Source organism: Vibrio sp. Vb0349 (assembly GCF_033338975.1).
Genome location: NZ_JAWOTS010000010.1, coordinates 47036 through 64163 on the forward strand (window position 1 = coordinate 47036; position 17128 = coordinate 64163).

General features: G+C 43.3%; 15 protein-coding genes. 6 read left to right on the top strand and 9 right to left on the bottom strand.

All coding sequences use genetic code 11. The annotated features are described in order from the left end of the window. Positions 1-131: 131 nt before the first annotated feature. The 3 genes from R7Q47_RS13055 to nagA all read right to left on the bottom strand — a co-directional run bounded on the left by R7Q47_RS13055 (position 132) and on the right by nagA (position 4156). On the bottom strand, positions 132-1721 hold the full coding sequence (locus R7Q47_RS13055; RefSeq protein WP_005384981.1) for a cation:proton antiporter family protein: 1590 nt from the start codon (positions 1719-1721) through the stop codon (positions 132-134). Positions 1722-1802: 81 nt separating this feature from the next. Then, complete coding sequence (gene nagC, locus R7Q47_RS13060; protein WP_005382105.1) at positions 1803-3017, bottom strand: DNA-binding transcriptional regulator NagC; 1215 nt, start codon at positions 3015-3017, stop codon at positions 1803-1805. Between the two features lie 2 nt (positions 3018-3019). Then, positions 3020-4156, bottom strand: a complete 1137-nt coding sequence (gene nagA, locus R7Q47_RS13065) for an N-acetylglucosamine-6-phosphate deacetylase (RefSeq protein ID WP_005384983.1) — start codon at positions 4154-4156, stop codon at positions 3020-3022. A 489-nt stretch (positions 4157-4645) separates the two neighbouring features. On the opposite strand from nagA, the gene nagE reads away from it, so the two are divergent. Both nagE and glnS read left to right on the top strand, forming a co-directional pair. Next, a complete protein-coding gene (gene nagE / locus R7Q47_RS13070) occupies positions 4646-6139 on the top strand; it encodes an N-acetylglucosamine-specific PTS transporter subunit IIBC (RefSeq protein ID WP_005384985.1) in 1494 nt (497 codons plus the stop codon). A gap of 276 nt (positions 6140-6415) precedes the next feature. Then, positions 6416-8086, top strand: a complete 1671-nt coding sequence (gene glnS / locus R7Q47_RS13075) for a glutamine--tRNA ligase (RefSeq protein WP_005382124.1) — start codon at positions 6416-6418, stop codon at positions 8084-8086. 222 nt (positions 8087-8308) lie between these two features. Here glnS and fcrX read toward each other — a convergent pair whose 3' ends face one another. Beyond that, positions 8309-8758, bottom strand: coding sequence for a ferric iron uptake transcriptional regulator FcrX (fcrX, locus tag R7Q47_RS13080; RefSeq protein ID WP_005382141.1), 450 nt, complete (start codon positions 8756-8758; stop codon positions 8309-8311). A 200-nt stretch (positions 8759-8958) separates the two neighbouring features. Here fcrX and R7Q47_RS13085 point away from each other — a divergent pair, with 200 nt between their 5' ends. After that, positions 8959-9462, top strand: coding sequence for a DUF4442 domain-containing protein (locus tag R7Q47_RS13085; protein WP_318089117.1), 504 nt, complete (start codon positions 8959-8961; stop codon positions 9460-9462). Between the two features lie 52 nt (positions 9463-9514). Here the strand turns inward: R7Q47_RS13085 and fldA are convergent, their stop codons facing one another. The 3 genes from fldA to R7Q47_RS13100 all read right to left on the bottom strand — a co-directional run bounded on the left by fldA (position 9515) and on the right by R7Q47_RS13100 (position 11198). Next, positions 9515-10048, bottom strand: coding sequence for a flavodoxin FldA (gene fldA, locus R7Q47_RS13090; protein ID WP_005382146.1), 534 nt, complete (start codon positions 10046-10048; stop codon positions 9515-9517). Positions 10049-10096: 48 nt separating this feature from the next. Further along, positions 10097-10318, bottom strand: a complete 222-nt coding sequence (locus tag R7Q47_RS13095; RefSeq protein WP_005393038.1) for a DUF2788 domain-containing protein — start codon at positions 10316-10318, stop codon at positions 10097-10099. Between the two features lie 112 nt (positions 10319-10430). Further along, on the bottom strand, positions 10431-11198 hold the full coding sequence (locus tag R7Q47_RS13100) for an alpha/beta fold hydrolase (protein WP_318089119.1): 768 nt from the start codon (positions 11196-11198) through the stop codon (positions 10431-10433). Positions 11199-11290: 92 nt separating this feature from the next. Here R7Q47_RS13100 and seqA point away from each other — a divergent pair, with 92 nt between their 5' ends. Then, a complete protein-coding gene (gene seqA / locus R7Q47_RS13105; protein WP_005382149.1) occupies positions 11291-11833 on the top strand; it encodes a replication initiation negative regulator SeqA in 543 nt (180 codons plus the stop codon). A gap of 92 nt (positions 11834-11925) precedes the next feature. After that, positions 11926-13572 carry a phosphoglucomutase (alpha-D-glucose-1,6-bisphosphate-dependent) gene (pgm, locus tag R7Q47_RS13110; RefSeq protein WP_005382154.1) on the top strand — a complete coding sequence of 549 codons (1647 nt, stop codon included), beginning with the start codon at positions 11926-11928 and terminating at the stop codon, positions 13570-13572. Positions 13573-13633: 61 nt separating this feature from the next. On the opposite strand, the gene R7Q47_RS13115 is transcribed toward pgm, so the two are convergent. Then, on the bottom strand, positions 13634-14407 hold the full coding sequence (locus tag R7Q47_RS13115; RefSeq protein ID WP_318089122.1) for a DUF1853 family protein: 774 nt from the start codon (positions 14405-14407) through the stop codon (positions 13634-13636). Between the two features lie 232 nt (positions 14408-14639). On the opposite strand from R7Q47_RS13115, the gene R7Q47_RS13120 reads away from it, so the two are divergent. Further along, positions 14640-15398, top strand: a complete 759-nt coding sequence (locus tag R7Q47_RS13120) for a Nif3-like dinuclear metal center hexameric protein (protein ID WP_213876688.1) — start codon at positions 14640-14642, stop codon at positions 15396-15398. Between the two features lie 92 nt (positions 15399-15490). On the opposite strand, the gene R7Q47_RS13125 is transcribed toward R7Q47_RS13120, so the two are convergent. Next, positions 15491-16780, bottom strand: a complete 1290-nt coding sequence (locus R7Q47_RS13125; RefSeq protein ID WP_005382163.1) for a citrate synthase — start codon at positions 16778-16780, stop codon at positions 15491-15493. Between the last annotated feature and the right edge of the window lie 348 nt (positions 16781-17128).

Sequence of the window (17128 nt, forward strand, 5' to 3'; positions counted from 1 at the left end):
AGGCCTTGTTGTATGGAAAATATTTAACTCAACCGTTGTTTTGGTGAATGAGATCAAGGTTTGGTATAAAAACTATACAAAAAAGGCTTTCTATCAATAGAAAGCCTTCCGAAAAATATCAGTGCTGTTGCTTATTTAATTGGTGTGAATTTAGGTTGAAGTTGTTTACAGACGTGTCGAGCAAAACCGCTACCAGCTTCACTATAAATATTGAATGCTGCGTCAACGCCATTTTCAAGTAAGCCTTCCAATTGATCTGGGTATTCGGCGATAGCGGCAATTTGCCCCTTATATTTTCTGCGTTTAAGCTGCTCAAGTGCTGTTTGGTTACCTTGATGATGTGGCATTGCAAGCAGAACCAGTTTTACATGACCTGTATCTAAAATTCGCTCCCAGAAATCCGGGTCGGTGGCATCACCAGAAATCACATTTCTTCCTTCTGAACGATGATGATGTGCAGCGTCTTCACGAATTTCTATACCCAATGAAATTTTGCCATAGCGTGAACGTAGCTCATCATAAGCGCCCGTTCCAATACGCCCCATACCTAAGATCAATACTTGGGCATGACCTGGGTTGATGAGTTGGTCGCGTTGATTGAGCTTTTCTACCGCTGTCTCTTGCAGCCACTTACCTGAATGTTGATAAATTTTATGGCTAAGGCGGTTAAGTGGCGCGGAAATTACAAAGGATACCGACACCGCAACCGCAATCGCAGCAAGCATATCACTTGGCATCCAGCCCATTTTATAGGCCAACCCAGCAACAATAAGACCAAACTCACTGTAGTTAAATAGTGATAAAGAGGCGAGCAAAGAGGTACGTACTCGAAACTTAAAATGATTAATAGTGACGAAGTACAAGAGTCCTTTGATTGGTAGCAGTAAGATAAATAGCAGGGCGAGAACGACGCCATTCACGCTCAATGAGGCGGATAAGCCAATGTTCAAAAAGAAGCAGACTAAAAAGAGCTCCTTCATATTGAATAATGACTTGGATAGTTCTGAGGCTTTTGGGTGACCTGCGAGTAGCATGCCTAAAATTAGCGCGCCCAAGTCTGGTTTCATCCCGACCAACTCGAATAGCCCAGCACCGACAACAAGCGCGAAGAAAATACCGAATAGCACCAGCATTTCGCCGTGGCCAACTTTATCGAGCAGCTTATAGAATAGGGGACGAAGGAAAGGCAGTGCGAACAAACCGATGGCATACCATTCTGGGACTTTTCCGGTTGAAGCAGTCAGGAATACTACGGCAAAAATATCTTGCATAACCAAGATACCGATCGCGAGTGTGCCGTAGGTCGCGTTCATTTCGCCTTTTTCTTGCAATGCTTTTACGGCAAAAACGGTACTAGAGAACGATAGTGCAAAAGCTAAAAGCAGGATTTGGCTGCCGTCCATACTGGCTAGCGAAGTCAAGCCCAGTAGTTTTAAGCCGGATAACGCTAGGGCAAAAAAAGCGGTAGAGAGTATGTTGTGGGCGGTTGCCCCTCCCCATATTTCTTTGGACAGCAGGGTTTTTACATCGAGTTTGAGTCCAATAGTAAACAGAAGAAGAGTAACACCAAGATCTGCGAGAGTGACGATAACGTCATTGCTTTGGTAACCAAATGCATGCAAGCCAAATCCAGCTAGTAGAAAACCAACGAGGGGAGGGAGGCTGCATTTAAGCGCAATAAAACCAGCTAAAAAAGCGGCTGTAATTAGAATAATTTCCATACTGTTAAGCTGTATTCCTGATATACAAAAACGGGCTGTGAAAACACAGCCCGAGATTGTAACTCAATTGGTTGTATAAACTTAGTCTTCCAGTAACTTTTGTAACAAAACTCCGTTTAGCATAGCGCGTTTAATCATCGCAAATGCGCCCATCGTTGGCTGCTTATCAATGTGAGAAGCCACGATAGGGAGGTCGTTATGGAAAGTTTTAAGAGATTGATTCTCTACGTTGCGTTGAATTGCAGGGAAAACAATATCTTGTGCTGCAGTAATATCGCCAGCAATTACAATTTTCTGTGGATTAAATAAGTTAACCGTAATCGCAATCGCTTTACCTAGCTGGTTGCCAACTCGCACTAAACTCTGTTTCGCAAGTTCATCACCATTCATTGCGTGCTGACATACCGCTTCAATTGTGATGTTTTCAAGGTCGGTTAAGCTTGATTCGTATCCTTGAGTAATCAGTTGCTTCACTCGTTGAATAATCGCCGGGTTTGCAGCTACGGTTTCTAAACAGCCAAAGTTTCCACATTGGCATTGCTCACCAAGCGGGTCAATTTGGATATGACCAATTTCACCGACGTTGCGGTTAAAACCAAGAAAAACCTGGCCGTTAACGATAATACCTGCGCCAGTACCGCGGTGGACGCTAACCAAAATAGAATCCTGGCAGTCTTGGCTTGCTCCAAAGTAGTGCTCAGCCAACGCCATGCCACGTACGTCGTTGCCAACAAAGCATGCTGTATTAAACTTCTCTCCAACAATTTCACCGAGAGCAAGATTATCGATATCGGTATTAGGCATGTATTCGACCACGCCAGTTGTTGGGTTAACAAGGCCCGGTAAAGTGATGCCGATAGCGATGAGTTGATCAATTTTGTCTTCGCAACGGCTTACGAAATCTTTTAATAAATCGATAAGTCCTGCGATTAAGTCTGCTTGGTTAGTGTAGTGCAGTTCATGCTGATCTTCTGCCAGCGCGGTACCACCTAAATCGTATAAACTGAACTGTACGTAATCTCGACCTAAACGAACCGCAATAGAGTGGAAGGGTTTGACTTCGGTGGTCAGAGAGATTGCACGACGACCACCAGTTGAAGCTTGCTGGGCGACCTCCTTAATAAGGCCGCGCTCTAAAAGTTGGCGGGTTATTTTGGTAACACTAGCAGGTGCGAGCTGGCTCACATCTGCGACTTGAATACGGGAGATAGGACCTTGCTGATCAATCAGCCTATATACCGCAGCGCTGTTAAGCTGTTTTACTAAATCTACATTACCAATCTGTCCGCCATTCATGCTTAATTTTGCTCGTATTGTCCGTTAACAACCGTCGCTTTTACTTTAAAGTCACGATCGAAAATAGTCAGGTTTGCAACCATCCCTTTTCGAACTCGGCCAAGGCGATCCTCAACACCAATTGCTGTTGCTGGGTATAACGTGGCCATTCGTAGAGCTTCGTCTAAAGCGATCCCCGCGTGCTCAACTGAATTCTGAACTGCTTCAATCATTGTCAAAGCTGAGCCGCCTAGCGTGCCATTTTCATCAACACACTTACCATCTCGGTAATATACTTTCTTACCGACAAAAATAAAGTGATCAATGTTAGCACCTGCTGGAGCTGTGGCATCCGTCACCAAAACAAGCTTTTCACCTTTGATTTTATGAGCAATTCGGATGTTTGCGTAGTCGACGTGAAAACCATCAGCAATAATGCCAGCATATACGTCAGGAGTATCGTAAATTGCACCAACAACTCCTGGTTCACGACCAACCATTGGTGTCATTGCATTAAAGAGGTGTGTAGCAAAAGTAATGCCTGCTTCAAAGCTTTTACGTGCTTCGGCGTAGGTTGCATTTGTGTGGCCAATTGAAACTACGATGCCAGCAGCCTTTAATCGCGCAATATGCTCTGGGTCGTTATGCTCAGGTGCTAGTGTTACTTTCGCTACGATATCGGCGTTTGCGCAGATAAGGTCGATCATGCTTTCGTCTGATGGGCGAATAAAATCTACGTTATGGATGCCTTTTTTCGCGACGTTAAGGTAAGGACCTTCGAGGTGTAAACCAAGCGATTGATTTTGATACTTGTTGTGGTACTCACGAGCTGCGGCAATTGCAGTTCGCATATCTTCATCAGATGACGTAATGAGTGTTGGCAGGAAGCTAGTACAGCCAGATTTGAGGTTTGCCTGGTGCATGATTTGCATGGTTTCAGGGGTAATTGCATCGTTTAGCATTACACCGCCACAACCGTTCAACTGCAGATCGATAAAGCCTGGACTTAGATTAGCGCCTGCAAGGTCTTTTACTTCGATGCTTTGAGGTAGCTCAGAAACCGGCACAATAGATTGAATAAGATCATTTTCGATGATGACCGCATGATCGGTAAGAACATCACTACCGGTATAAATTTTACAGTTACTTAGCGCGTACATAGTCAGCTAGTCCTTATAGATGAGAATTCAATTTCTATATCGTTATCTAAGTAGAGACTGCTTCAGTCATATGGGTACTTAGTTTGTATCACTGAATTAGATAACGAGTCACATACAGCAAGTCGCGTTTTATCGATGTTATTGTCATAGTAACTAACTGAAAAGTAATAATTGTATGGTTTTTTATGATTCTTTTTCAGAGCAAAGTTACAGTGATTTACCCGCCTAGATACCAAAATAACACTGATTCTGCCTTGCATAAAGTGCGAGAATATTATCTTTAAAACGCCATTTTTTCGTATAATAAAATAAGTTTTATGATCTCGCTAGCAAAAACCTTCCGAAAGGGCAAATTGTGGTGATTATGATCACAAACGGTGAGCTTTTAATTTGCGGAGCAAAATTAATATCATAAACTTAGGATGACTAAATTGGACGGCTGAAATAAGTCATTCAACATAACATCTAATCCTATAGGGGGAACTTAAGGTGAACATTCTCGGATACTTCCAGAAGGTGGGTAAGGCGCTTATGGTGCCGGTTGCCACACTTCCTGCAGCAGCAATACTCATGGGTATTGGCTACTGGATCGACCCAAATGGCTGGGGCGCAAACAGTGCACTTGCTGCATTTCTTATTAAAGCTGGTGCAGCGATCATTGACAACATGTCAGTATTGTTCGCTGTTGGTGTTGCTTATGGAATGTCTAAAGACAAAGATGGCGCCGCTGCACTTTCAGGTTTCGTGGGCTTCTTAGTTGTCACAACGCTTTTGGCCCCTGGTGCAGTATCACAAATTCAAGGCATTGACCCAAGTGAAGTACCTGCTGCATTTGGTAAAATCAATAACCAGTTCGTAGGTATCTTGGTTGGTATTGTTTCTGCTGAGTTGTACAACCGTTTTTCTCACGTAGAGCTGCACAAAGCACTGGCGTTTTTCTCTGGCAAGCGTCTTGTACCGATCCTAACGTCTTTTGCTGGTATCGTTATTGCGTTCATCCTGATGTACGTTTGGCCATCAGTTTACGGCGGTCTGGTCAGTTTTGGCGAAAGCATTCAAGGTATGGGTGAAGCAGGTGCAGGTGTTTACGCATTCTTCAACCGTCTTCTAATTCCTGTTGGTCTGCACCATGCACTAAACTCAGTGTTCTGGTTTGATGTTGCTGGTATTAATGACATTCCAAACTTCCTTGGCGGTGCGAAATCATTAGCTGAAGGCACGGCAACGGTAGGTGTTACGGGGATGTACCAAGCGGGCTTCTTCCCAATCATGATGTTTGGTTTACCAGGCGCTGCTCTAGCGATGTACCATACTGCGAAATCAAAGAATAAAGAGAAAGTGGCATCTATCATGATTGCGGCTGCGTTTGCTTCATTCTTTACAGGTGTAACAGAACCACTTGAATTTGCATTCATGTTCCTTGCTCCAGGACTGTACGTTCTTCACGCAGCGCTGACTGGTCTATCAGTTTATATCGCGGCATCAATGCAGTGGATTGCAGGTTTCGGTTTCTCTGCTGGTTTAGTCGACTTAGTATTGTCAACTCGTAACCCGCTAGCGGTAAACTGGTACATGCTCATTGTACAAGGTCTTGGTTTCTTTGCGGTTTACTACTTCGTGTTCCGAACCGTGATTGTTAAGTTTGGCCTTAAAACACCGGGACGTGAAGATGATGAAGAAGCTTCATCTAACGTGGCTGGATCAAGCAATTCTTCTGAGCTTGCTCGTCAGTACTTGAAAGCACTTGGCGGTCATGACAACCTAAGTTCTATCGATGCCTGTATTACTCGTTTGCGCCTTTCTGTGAAAGATATGAGCGTTATCAATGAGAAAACTCTGAAAGATCTTGGAGCTATGGGAGTTGTGAAGCTAGGTACAAACAACCTACAAGTTATCCTTGGTCCACTAGCAGAGATTGTTGCTGGTGAGATGAAGAATGTATCTAAAGATGAAGACTTAAGTGGTGTTCAGTTACCAGCTTAACTGTTTAATAGTGGTGCGATTGTTTGTTATTGGTATTGCAAACAATTGATACTACAACATCGCAAAAGGCCTCCGCAGGAGGCCTTTTTTCGTTTAGGCCCTTTGAATCTGCTTTGCTTTCACGCCAACTCGATAAATATTGTCGTTTTAGAGCGAGTTCTTGTTGTCTAATTGCTTAGAATTGTGGATCATTAGGAACAATGTACTCTGTGAAACCATACTTGGATACAGGGTTCCGTTTTCTCTGACAATACTAATATTTTTGAGGTGCTATAGATGAGTGAAGCTGATGCTCGTCCATCAAACTTTATTCGCCAGATCATTGATAAAGATCTAGCGGATGGTAAACACACTAGCGTGCATACTCGATTCCCGCCGGAGCCAAATGGCTACCTGCATATCGGTCATGCTAAGTCTATCTGTTTGAACTTCGGTATTGCTCAGGACTACCAGGGTCAATGTAATCTGCGTTTCGACGATACAAACCCTGAAAAAGAAGACATCGAATACGTTGAGTCTATCAAGAAAGATGTAAACTGGTTGGGCTTTGAGTGGAGTGGTGAAGTATGTTACTCATCAAACTACTTCGATAAGCTTTACGAATATGCAATTGAATTGATTAACAAAGGCTTAGCGTATGTAGATGAGCTAAGTCCAGAGCAAATTCGTGAATACCGCGGCACACTAAAGGCGCCAGGTAAACCAAGTCCATACCGTGACCGTTCTGTTGAAGAGAACTTGGCGTTGTTTGAAAAAATGCGCGCTGGTGAATTTGAAGAAGGTAAAGCGTGTCTTCGTGCTAAAATCGACATGGGTTCTTCATTCATGGTCATGCGCGATCCAGTTTTATACCGTGTGCGTTTTGCTACGCACCACCAAACTGGTGATAAGTGGTGCATTTACCCAATGTACGACTTTACGCACTGTATTTCTGATGCATTAGAAGGCATTACGCACTCTATTTGTACGCTTGAATTCATGGATAACCGTCGTCTGTACGATTGGGTTCTAGACAACATCACGATCGAAAGCCGTCCACATCAATACGAGTTCAGTCGTTTAAACCTTGAATACACAGTGATGTCTAAGCGTAAGCTTAACCAGCTAGTTACTGAAAAACTGGTTAATGGTTGGGATGATCCACGTATGCCGACTGTCTCAGGTCTGCGTCGTCGTGGCTTCACACCTGCATCTATTCGTGAGTTTTGTAAGCGTATTGGTGTAACGAAGCAAGAAAATATGATCGAGTTTAGTTCATTAGAATCTTGTATTCGTGATGACCTAAACGAGAACGCTCCGCGTGCAATGGCTGTACTGGATCCTGTTAAAGTTGTTATCGAAAACTTTGAAGCAGGCGCAGTAGAAAACTTGACAGTTGCCAACCACCCAAATAAACCTGAAATGGGCGTGCGTGAAGTGCCATTCACGCGTGAATTGTGGATTGAGCGTGAAGACTTCCGTGAAGAAGCGAACAAAAAGTACAAGCGTTTAGTGCTAGGTAAAGAAGTTCGTTTACGTGGTGCTTACGTGATCAAAGCTGAGCGCGTTGAGAAAGATGCCGAAGGCAACATCACAACGATCTTCTGTTCTTATGATGCAGATACGCTAGGTAAAAACCCAGCAGATGGTCGTAAAGTGAAAGGCGTTATTCATTGGGTGTCAGCTGATAAAGCTCTTCCTGCGGAAATTCGTCTGTACGATCGTTTATTTACGGTGCCAAACCCAGGCGCAGCGGAAGATTTTGCTTCTACTATCAACCCTGAATCATTAGTTGTTATCAATGGCTTCGTCGAGCCTAGCCTAGCTTCTGCAGAAGCAGAAAAAGGTTACCAGTTTGAACGTATGGGTTACTTCTGTGCAGACTCGAAAGACTCTTCAGCAGATAATCTAGTATTCAACCGCACGGTTGGTCTACGTGATACCTGGGCAAAAATTGAGAATCAATAATCTCAATTAATGCTGAGAACGATGAAAAAATGCCAGCAAACGCTGGCATTTTTTATACCTAATCCCACAGAGTGCTATATAGATGTGCAAAACTGTGGAGAAAAAAGATGGGTGTTTAGTAGCTTTTGTTCTGTAACCAAAGTACTGACGTCTAAGGTACTGACTTCTAGAAACAAAAAACGCCAGCATGTGCTGACGTTTACTTTTTAAATTAACAAACCCTTATTTTTTCGGTTTGTGTGCATCTGGATTGTCTTTACAACCACCATCGCTACACTTGCCGTACAAGTATAAGCTGTGGTTTGTTAGTGTGACATTGTACTTAGCTGCAATCTCTTTTTGACGTTCTTCAATAAGATCGTCAGAAAATTCAATTACCTCACCACAGTCTAGGCACACTAGGTGGTCGTGGTGATGTTGAGTCGATAATTCGAAGACTGACTTTCCACCTTCAAAGTGGTGACGAGTTACAATACCAGCATCGTCGAACTGGTTTAGAACTCGGTAAACAGTTGCTAGGCCAATTTCTTCACCTAGATCAATCAACTTTTTGTACAAATCTTCAGCACTGATGTGCTGGCAGTCTGGCTGCTGAAGTACTTCTAGAATTTTTAGCCTCGGAAGGGTTACTTTTAAACCCGCATCCTTCAGCGCCTGATTATTATCTGACATATACTTTCCCGTTGGATCATCTGCAGCGATTTAACAGAATTCAATCTTCCTACCATTATAGGATAAGCGTTCGGAACATTAAACCACGAACTTCAAAGGGTTAATAGAATCTTTTTGTAAATTAGAAACAGGTCCATTATATTACAGCTCTGACCAGTTACAATTGTGTAACATTAAGCTTGGAGAGGGCAGGGATAGCGATGAATAGGCGACTAGCGAAGATATACAAACCAGGAATTGTAAAGTTCGCACTCAATATTTGGCCTCCTTTTTGGGGGGCGGGTATTAAAATCTTACATATTTCTCAAGACTTCCGTACTGTAAAGGTACGTTTAAAGCTTCGCTGGTGGAATAAAAATGCCAATCGCACCCAATATGGCGGCAGTATTTTCTCTTTAACTGATCCTATTTACTCGTTGATGCTGATGGGGATTCTACGAGAGGAATATTATGTGTGGGATAAAGAGGCAAGCATTAACTTTATTAAGCCGGGGCAAAGTGATTTGTTTGCAGAATTTGAGATCACTGAAGGGATGCTGGAAAACATTTATCAAATGACACGGAATGGAGAAAAGTGTTTTCCTGAGTTTATTACTCATGTAAAAGATAAACAGGGGAATGTGGTTTCAGAGGTTCAACGCAAGCTTTATGTAAGAAAGAAACCTCAGTATCGCGAAGAGGAAGTACTTACCGATGCTGTGTGACAATACATACAAAAAGACCTCCAAGTGGAGGTCTTTGTATCATTCAATTTGATTAGCCTTCTAGCTCAGCTAAACACATCTCTTCATAGATCTGTTTAACCCAGCTTTCAACACGCTCGTCAGTCAATTCTGGTTGGCGGTCTTCATCAATACATAGACCTACGAATTGGCTTTCGTCACCTTCAACAAGTGCTTTAGACGCTTCAAATTCGTAGCCTTCTGTCGAGGTATGGCCAAGAATTGTGCCGCCTTTAGATTCAACGATATCACGGACTGTGCCCATCGCGTCACAGAAGTATTCTGCGTAGTCTTCTTGGTCGCCACAGCCAAAGATAGCCACTAGCTTAGTAGAGAAGTCGATTTGCTCAAGTTCAGGGAAGAAGTCATCCCAATCACATTGTGCTTCGCCGTAGTACCAAGTTGGGATACCTAGAAGAAGAAGATCGAAGTTATCAATGTCTTCTTTGCTGCTTTTCGCGATGTCTTGAACGTGAACTAGATGTTTACCTAGTTGCTTTTGAATCATCTTTGCAACGGCTTCAGTATTACCTGTGTCGCTACCGAAGAAGATACCTACACTTGCCATAGAGTCTATACCTTTACATTGTTTGTTATTGGCGATGCTACTAAGGGTTTAACCTAACCCTGAGCCTTCCCAAGTTAGCTGAATTACACCTTTTGCAATAAAGCCAGCACAGCCTAGGAAAAGGACTAACCACACAATACGACGACCAAAAACAGGTACATTGCCTTGCTTTAGCACATCTTTTATCGCCATCCCGATGAAAAAAAAGATAGCAGCAAAAAGAAGATCGAGCCCAATAGACTCGAGCATATCCATATAGTCGTAAAGCATTTTAGCCCTTCATGCCGAAAAATCTTGGGCGCACTATACCACTGTTAAACGGTAAAGTTAATGCACTACAAGAAGGGTTATTTCAATAATCTAGTGTTGCTTTTCGAATTTGTTAACTCGAAATGTATTTTCGAATGACTCTCATTACTTCTGTCGGTTTCTCGGCGTGTAACCAGTGACCAGTGCCAGCGATAATGTGTGCTTTAGCATGGTTAAATTGTCGCTTCACTGCCGGCTGATGTTCTGGCATTAAGTAGTCAGAGTCCCCGCCTTTGATAAATAAAGTTGGGATATCTGTTGGTGTGATTTCTTGCCAGCCAATAATTTGGTCATAATTCTCAAAAAGGCTCGGTACGTTAAACCGCCAATCCATCTTATCGCCATTTTTGTACAGTGATTTAGAGAGAAATTGTCTTACACCATCGAGTTCAATATGTTGAGCTAGGATATCCATGGCTTGCTGTCGATTTGCTGGTTTTTCATTAATAACAGTATGTAAGCCGTTAAAAACATTATCGTGACGGTTCGTAGTGTAGGCAACAGGCGCCATGTCGAGAACGACTAACTGCTTGACTACATTTGGCGCAATGTCCACAAGAGCCATCGCGACTTTTCCGCCCATGGAGTGACCAATAACAATAGATGGCTCAACGTTTAAGTGCTGAAGGAGCTGAGCCACATCTTTTGCCATATCGGTATAGTTATGGACTTCGGAGTGGAAAGAGAGGCCGTGATTTCTCAGATCAATACTGATCACCGTGTGATCTTTAATAAGATCGCGGGCGAGTAGACCCAGATTACTTAAACTACCAAACAATCCGTGAATCAAAACAACTGTTTGGCCTTGGCCTTCCTGCTTATAGTTGAGTAATGCTGACATTTTATCTTATTCGTGATGGGTTTAACGTGGAGTATCCGCGTGGATCTCGTTATAATCCCCCAGAGTTTAAACATTGAGAATGTGAAAAGCGAATGAAAACAATTGAGGTTGATGAGGATCTATACCGTTATATAGCTAGTCAAACTAAGCATATCGGTGAAAGCGCCTCGGATATTTTGCGACGCCTTTTAAACCTTGATGGTCAGTTGCAGGAAGCTAAAGCCGCGCCTGTAGTAGAGAAGCCACAAGGGATTGTAGTAAGTAAAGATGCGGGTAAAACGGAATCTGTTGATGTAGTGAAAGAAATGCGTTCGCTGCTTATTTCTGATGAGTTTGCCGGTCTAAAAAAAGCGATTGATCGCTTTATGTTGGTATTATCGACCTTACATAAATTGAATCCAGAAGGTTTCGCCCAGGCTACGAATGTAAAAGGACGCAAACGCGTGTACTTTGCAGATAATGAAGAAACCTTGCTAGCAAACGGTAATACGACCAAGCCAAAAGCCATTCCTGGCACACCGTTTTGGGTTATCACGAATAACAATACAAGTCGTAAAAGACAGATGGTTGAACAAGTGATGGCACACATGGGGTTCCAACCTGACTTAATAGAAAAAGTAACAGGTTCAATCTAAGAAACCTGATAGAAGCCTCATAATGCGTCGCAGTGAGCGGATATTATGAGGCTTTTTTAATTTTATTTGTATTGAAAGAAAGGATGTCAAACATGGCTATGCACCCTCGTGCTGGGCAAAAAGCGCAGCAGGAAGATCTTCACAATATCCCAGCACTCGTTGCTAACTACTTCTTACTTCAACCAGACGCGGCAAACGCAGAACACAAAGTTCAATTTGGTACTTCTGGCCACCGCGGTACTGCAGACAAGCACACTTTTAACGAAAACCACATTTTAGCGATCGCTCAAGCGGTAGCAGAAGTTCGTGCTGAGCAAGGCACAATTGGCCCGTTGTTTGTGGGTAAAGACACGCATGCGCTATCTGAGCCTGCTTTCTCAAGTGTGATTGAAGTACTGATTGCAAACGGTGTGAAAGTGATTGTCCAACAAGACAACGGTTACACGCCAACACCGGGTATTTCACACGCGATTCTGACTTACAACATCAAACACGATGAAAAAGCAGACGGTATCGTTATTACCCCATCACATAACCCACCACAAGACGGCGGTATCAAATATAATCCGACACATGGTGGTCCTGCAGAAGCTGAGTTGACTCAAGCTATCGAAGATCGTGCGAACGAATTGATTGCTGAAGGTTTACAAGGTGTTAAACGCCTACCACTAGCAGAAGCAAAAGCATCGGATCTGTTTGTAGAGATGGACTTGGTGAAGCCATACATTGATGACCTGGTGAACGTTATCGATATGGAAGCAATCCAAAAAGCGAACCTGAAGATTGGTGTAGATCCATTGGGTGGCAGCGGTATCGATTACTGGCGTCAAATTGGTCAGGCATACAACCTAGACCTAACGCTAGTAAGTGAATCGATCGATCCTTCTTTCCAATTCATGTCGCTAGATAAAGACGGCGTTGTGCGTATGGACTGTTCTTCTCCTTACGCAATGGCGGGTCTATTGGCACTGAAAGACGAATACGATTTAGCATTTGGTAACGATCCTGACTACGACCGTCACGGTATCGTTACGCCAAAAGGTTTGATGAACCCGAACCACTTCTTAGCCGTTTGTATTGACTACTTGTACCGTCATCGTGACGAGTGGGGTAAAGATGTCGCTGTTGGTAAAACACTAGTTTCAAGTGCGCTGATTGACCGTGTTGTTGCGGATCTAGGTCGTGAGCTATGTGAAGTGCCTGTTGGTTTCAAATGGTTTGTAGACGGTCTGTACACTGGTAAGTTTGGTTTCGGCGGCGAAGAAAGTGCTGGTGCGTCTTTCCTTCGTAAAGATGGCACGCCTTGGTCAACAGACAAAGATGGCATCTTGCTATGCCTTCTAGCAGCAGAGATCACTGCGGTAACGGGTAAGAACCCACAAGATTACTATGAAGAGCTAGCGGCGAAGCACGGTGAGTCGAAGTACAACCGTATTCAAGCTGTAGCAAATGGCCCACAAAAAGACGTATTGAAGAAGTTGTCACCAGAAATGGTTGCGGCTGAAACTCTAGCAGGTGATGAGATCACTGCTCGTCTAACGCATGCACCAGGCAATGGTGCTGCGATTGGTGGCCTTAAAGTAACGACAGCTAACGGTTGGTTCGCTGCTCGTCCATCAGGTACAGAAGATATCTACAAGATTTACTGTGAAAGCTTCAAAGGTGAAGAACATCTGAAACAAATCGAAGCTGAAGCACAAGAAATAGTTAATCAAGTATTTGCAGCCGCTGGTTTGTAAAACATCCAATGGTCAATGTATCTAGCAAAGGGTTGATGTGAAAACATCAACCCTTTCATGTTTAAGTGCCCCGAACCGCTTTATCTCCGGGCCATGAATCTGGTACCACAAACCAGAATTGACCGTCTTCCGTTTGTGCGTGTATGAATCGATCTAAAGGCTTTTCAATAGGTTGAGAGAAATCGCCTGTACCGATCGCCCAGCATGGCTTATGTAAATGATAAAGGGGTTTACCAATTAAATCCCATTGACTTTGATAGCACCAGTAACCACTAATCTGACTTGGGTTTAATTCATAACCCAAGCACTCCTTAGGAGTTGGCTCTGGAGTAAACGGATTAATATAGAGTCGTCCTTGCATCATTAGGCGCTCTTCTGGAGAGTCGTTTAAAGGAATTATTTTTTGAAATTCCGGGCGATCGCTCATTTTCAGCTGATGCGTGAGCATTCTATGCAATTTTGCATGTAACTGGTCGTGAGCATTCGGGCCATACCAAATGCCGTTGTAAAGAAGATAAAACTTAATCGCCACTTCCCAATGTTCTATCTGATTTGATTCTGTATTCCTCAACACCAAATCGACAGCACCAATGGTCTTACCTTCCGCGTCGTTTAACTGAATTTCTTCGGCAATAATCTGATATCGTTCTGAATTAGAAAGAGCCGCAGTGCATAGGTGCTGATATAAAAAACCCAGTCTCGGATTACCATTGTATTGTTCTGAGCTATTCAAAGGTTTGACCGAGACATCTTCTAAGGTTGCAAACGGAGGGGTTAACTTGAAAAGCGGAGGTGAAGTGGCGATCCATTGGTAAAAGCGTTGTAGTTGGTTCATCCGTATCCCTAAATTTATGGTGAGGCGACAAGCTTTGTTATTGTAACTAAATTTGCTTTTGAGGGTAGGGTGGCTAGCATCGATATTAGGGTTCGAGATACACTTTAAAGACCTAAATGATATCAAGGTGCCAGATGTCAAAAACGTTGTTGTATCAACTAGGTTGCACTCTTTCGTCTGATTCCATCGAGAGGTTATTTAGGTTTACATGCGCTAGAAATTGGAAGTAATAATGAATAACTTAAAGCTAGAACAGATTCTTAATGACAAACTGTCACCGCAGTTAATTAAAGATTACGCACCAAATGGGTTACAGGTAGAAGGGAAATCGGCGGTAAAGCGTGTTATCACTGGCGTAACCGCCTCTCAAGCCTTAATCGATAAAGCGATTGAGCTTAATGCAGACGCATTGCTTGTTCATCATGGCTATTTTTGGAAAGGTGAGCCTGAGCCAATTCGTGGCATGAAAGGTAAACGAATTCGTAGCCTGATCAAAAATGATATCAACTTATATGGTTATCACCTTCCTCTAGATATTCATCCAGAGCTAGGCAACAACGCTGAATTAGCTCGCTTACTTGAAATCGAAGTAGAAGGTGGGCTTGAAGGGCACCCTCAGTCAGTTGCTATGTTTGGGCGCTTGAAAAAGCCGATGTCTGGTGTTGAATTTGCGAGTAAGATCAACCAAGTTCTTGATAGAGAGCCTCTGCATATCGCCCCAGAGAATACCGATAAGATGATTGAGACAGTCGGCTGGTGCACCGGTGGAGGGCAGGATTTCATTGAACTTGCTGTACAGCACGGGCTGGATGCATTTATCTCTGGAGAAATTTCAGAGCGCACCACTTATACCGCTCGTGAAATGGACATTCATTACTTTGCTGCAGGTCATCATGCTACTGAGCGTTATGGTGTTCAGGCCTTAGGCAAATGGCTAGCGGATGAATATGGCCTACATGTGGAGTTTATCGATATTGATAATCCGGTTTAGCGTTCTCCATTAATAACGTTAAACGCAAAAAAGAAAAAAGGGTTGAGACGAAAATCTCAACCCTTTTGTTTGTCTATCTTCGTACTAAAAGATCATTCACGTTCGTGAAGTGGAGAAAACTCACGTTGTGTTTCGCCAGTGTATAGCTGACGAGGACGACCGATGCGGTTCAGTGGATCGCTGTGCATTTCGTTCCAGTGAGCAATCCAGCCGATGGTACGAGAAATCGCGAAGATAACCGTAAACATAGAAACTGGAATACCAATCGCTTTAAGAATGATACCTGAGTAGAAGTCTACGTTCGGATACAGCTTCTTAGACACGAAGTACTCATCAGAAAGCGCAATGCGCTCAAGTTCCATTGCAACGTCTAGCAGAGGGTCTTGAATGTTTAGCTCTTTGAGAACTTCATGACACGTTTCGCGCATTACTGTCGCACGTGGGTCGTAGTTCTTGTAAACGCGGTGACCAAAGCCCATTAAGCGGAATGGGTCATCTTTGTCTTTCGCGCGGTCTACATATTCAGGGATGTTATCGACGCTGCCAATCTCTTCTAGCATTCTCAAGCAGGCTTCGTTTGCACCACCGTGAGCAGGTCCCCAAAGGGATGCAATACCAGCGGCAATACATGCAAATGGGTTCGCACCAGAAGAGCCAGCTAGGCGTACAGTTGATGTCGACGCATTCTGTTCGTGATCCGCGTGTAGAGTGAAAATCTTATCCATCGCACGGGCAACCACAGGATTTACTTCATACTCTTCGCAAGGGTTTGCGAACATCATATGCAAGAAGTTCTCAGCGTAGCTAAGGTCGTTACGAGGGTAAATAAATGGCTGACCGATAGAGTATTTGTAACACATCGCCGCCAGTGTTGGCATTTTTGACAGCAGACGGTACGCTGCAATTTCGCGGTGTTCGTCGTTGTTAATGTCAAGAGAGTCGTGATAGAAGGCTGCAAGTGCTCCAACTACACCACACATTACCGCCATTGGGTGAGCATCGCGTCTGAAGCCATGGAAAAAGCTTGCGATTTGCTCGTGTACCATTGTGTGACGAGTAACGGTCGTTTTGAATTGCTCGTATTGTTCTCGGGTAGGGGCTTCACCATAAAGAAGGATGTAACATACTTCTAAGTAATCTGCGTTATTGGCTAATTGATCAATCGGGAAACCGCGGTGCAAAAGAATACCTTTGCCGCCATCGATGTACGTGATTGATGATTCACAAGATGCAGTGGCAAGAAAACCTGGGTCAAAAGTAAAGTAACCATTGGCTCCCAGCTTACGAACGTCAATTACAGGTGTACCTAGCGTACCGTCCATAATTGGCAGTTCGATTGGCGCTTGACCTTCAACATGAAGGGTCGCTTTCTTATCCGCCATAACAATCTCCTTTGTTTATTATTTAATCCGTCCAGGATGTTTATGTGCCATTTTTGTACTGTTGTTAAAGCTTAAAGTCAATTTTTCTCCATCTTTGTGTGCACTTGTTATGATTTTTCTCATGAAAATCGTTAAAAATCTGTTCTATGTAGCATAATTTGTTACACCAATTGTATTAGAATGTTGCTCGCCGTATATTGGCAAAGAAAATTTTAGTTAAATCCTTATAAATTCGGGGCTAGAAACAAAGAGTGAGGTTTGTTGCTGGATTCCGTTTGTTAACAACTTGTTTACAATTATCTGAGTGGTTACTCGTGATATTTGTTAAATAGATGTTAACTTTTGTAC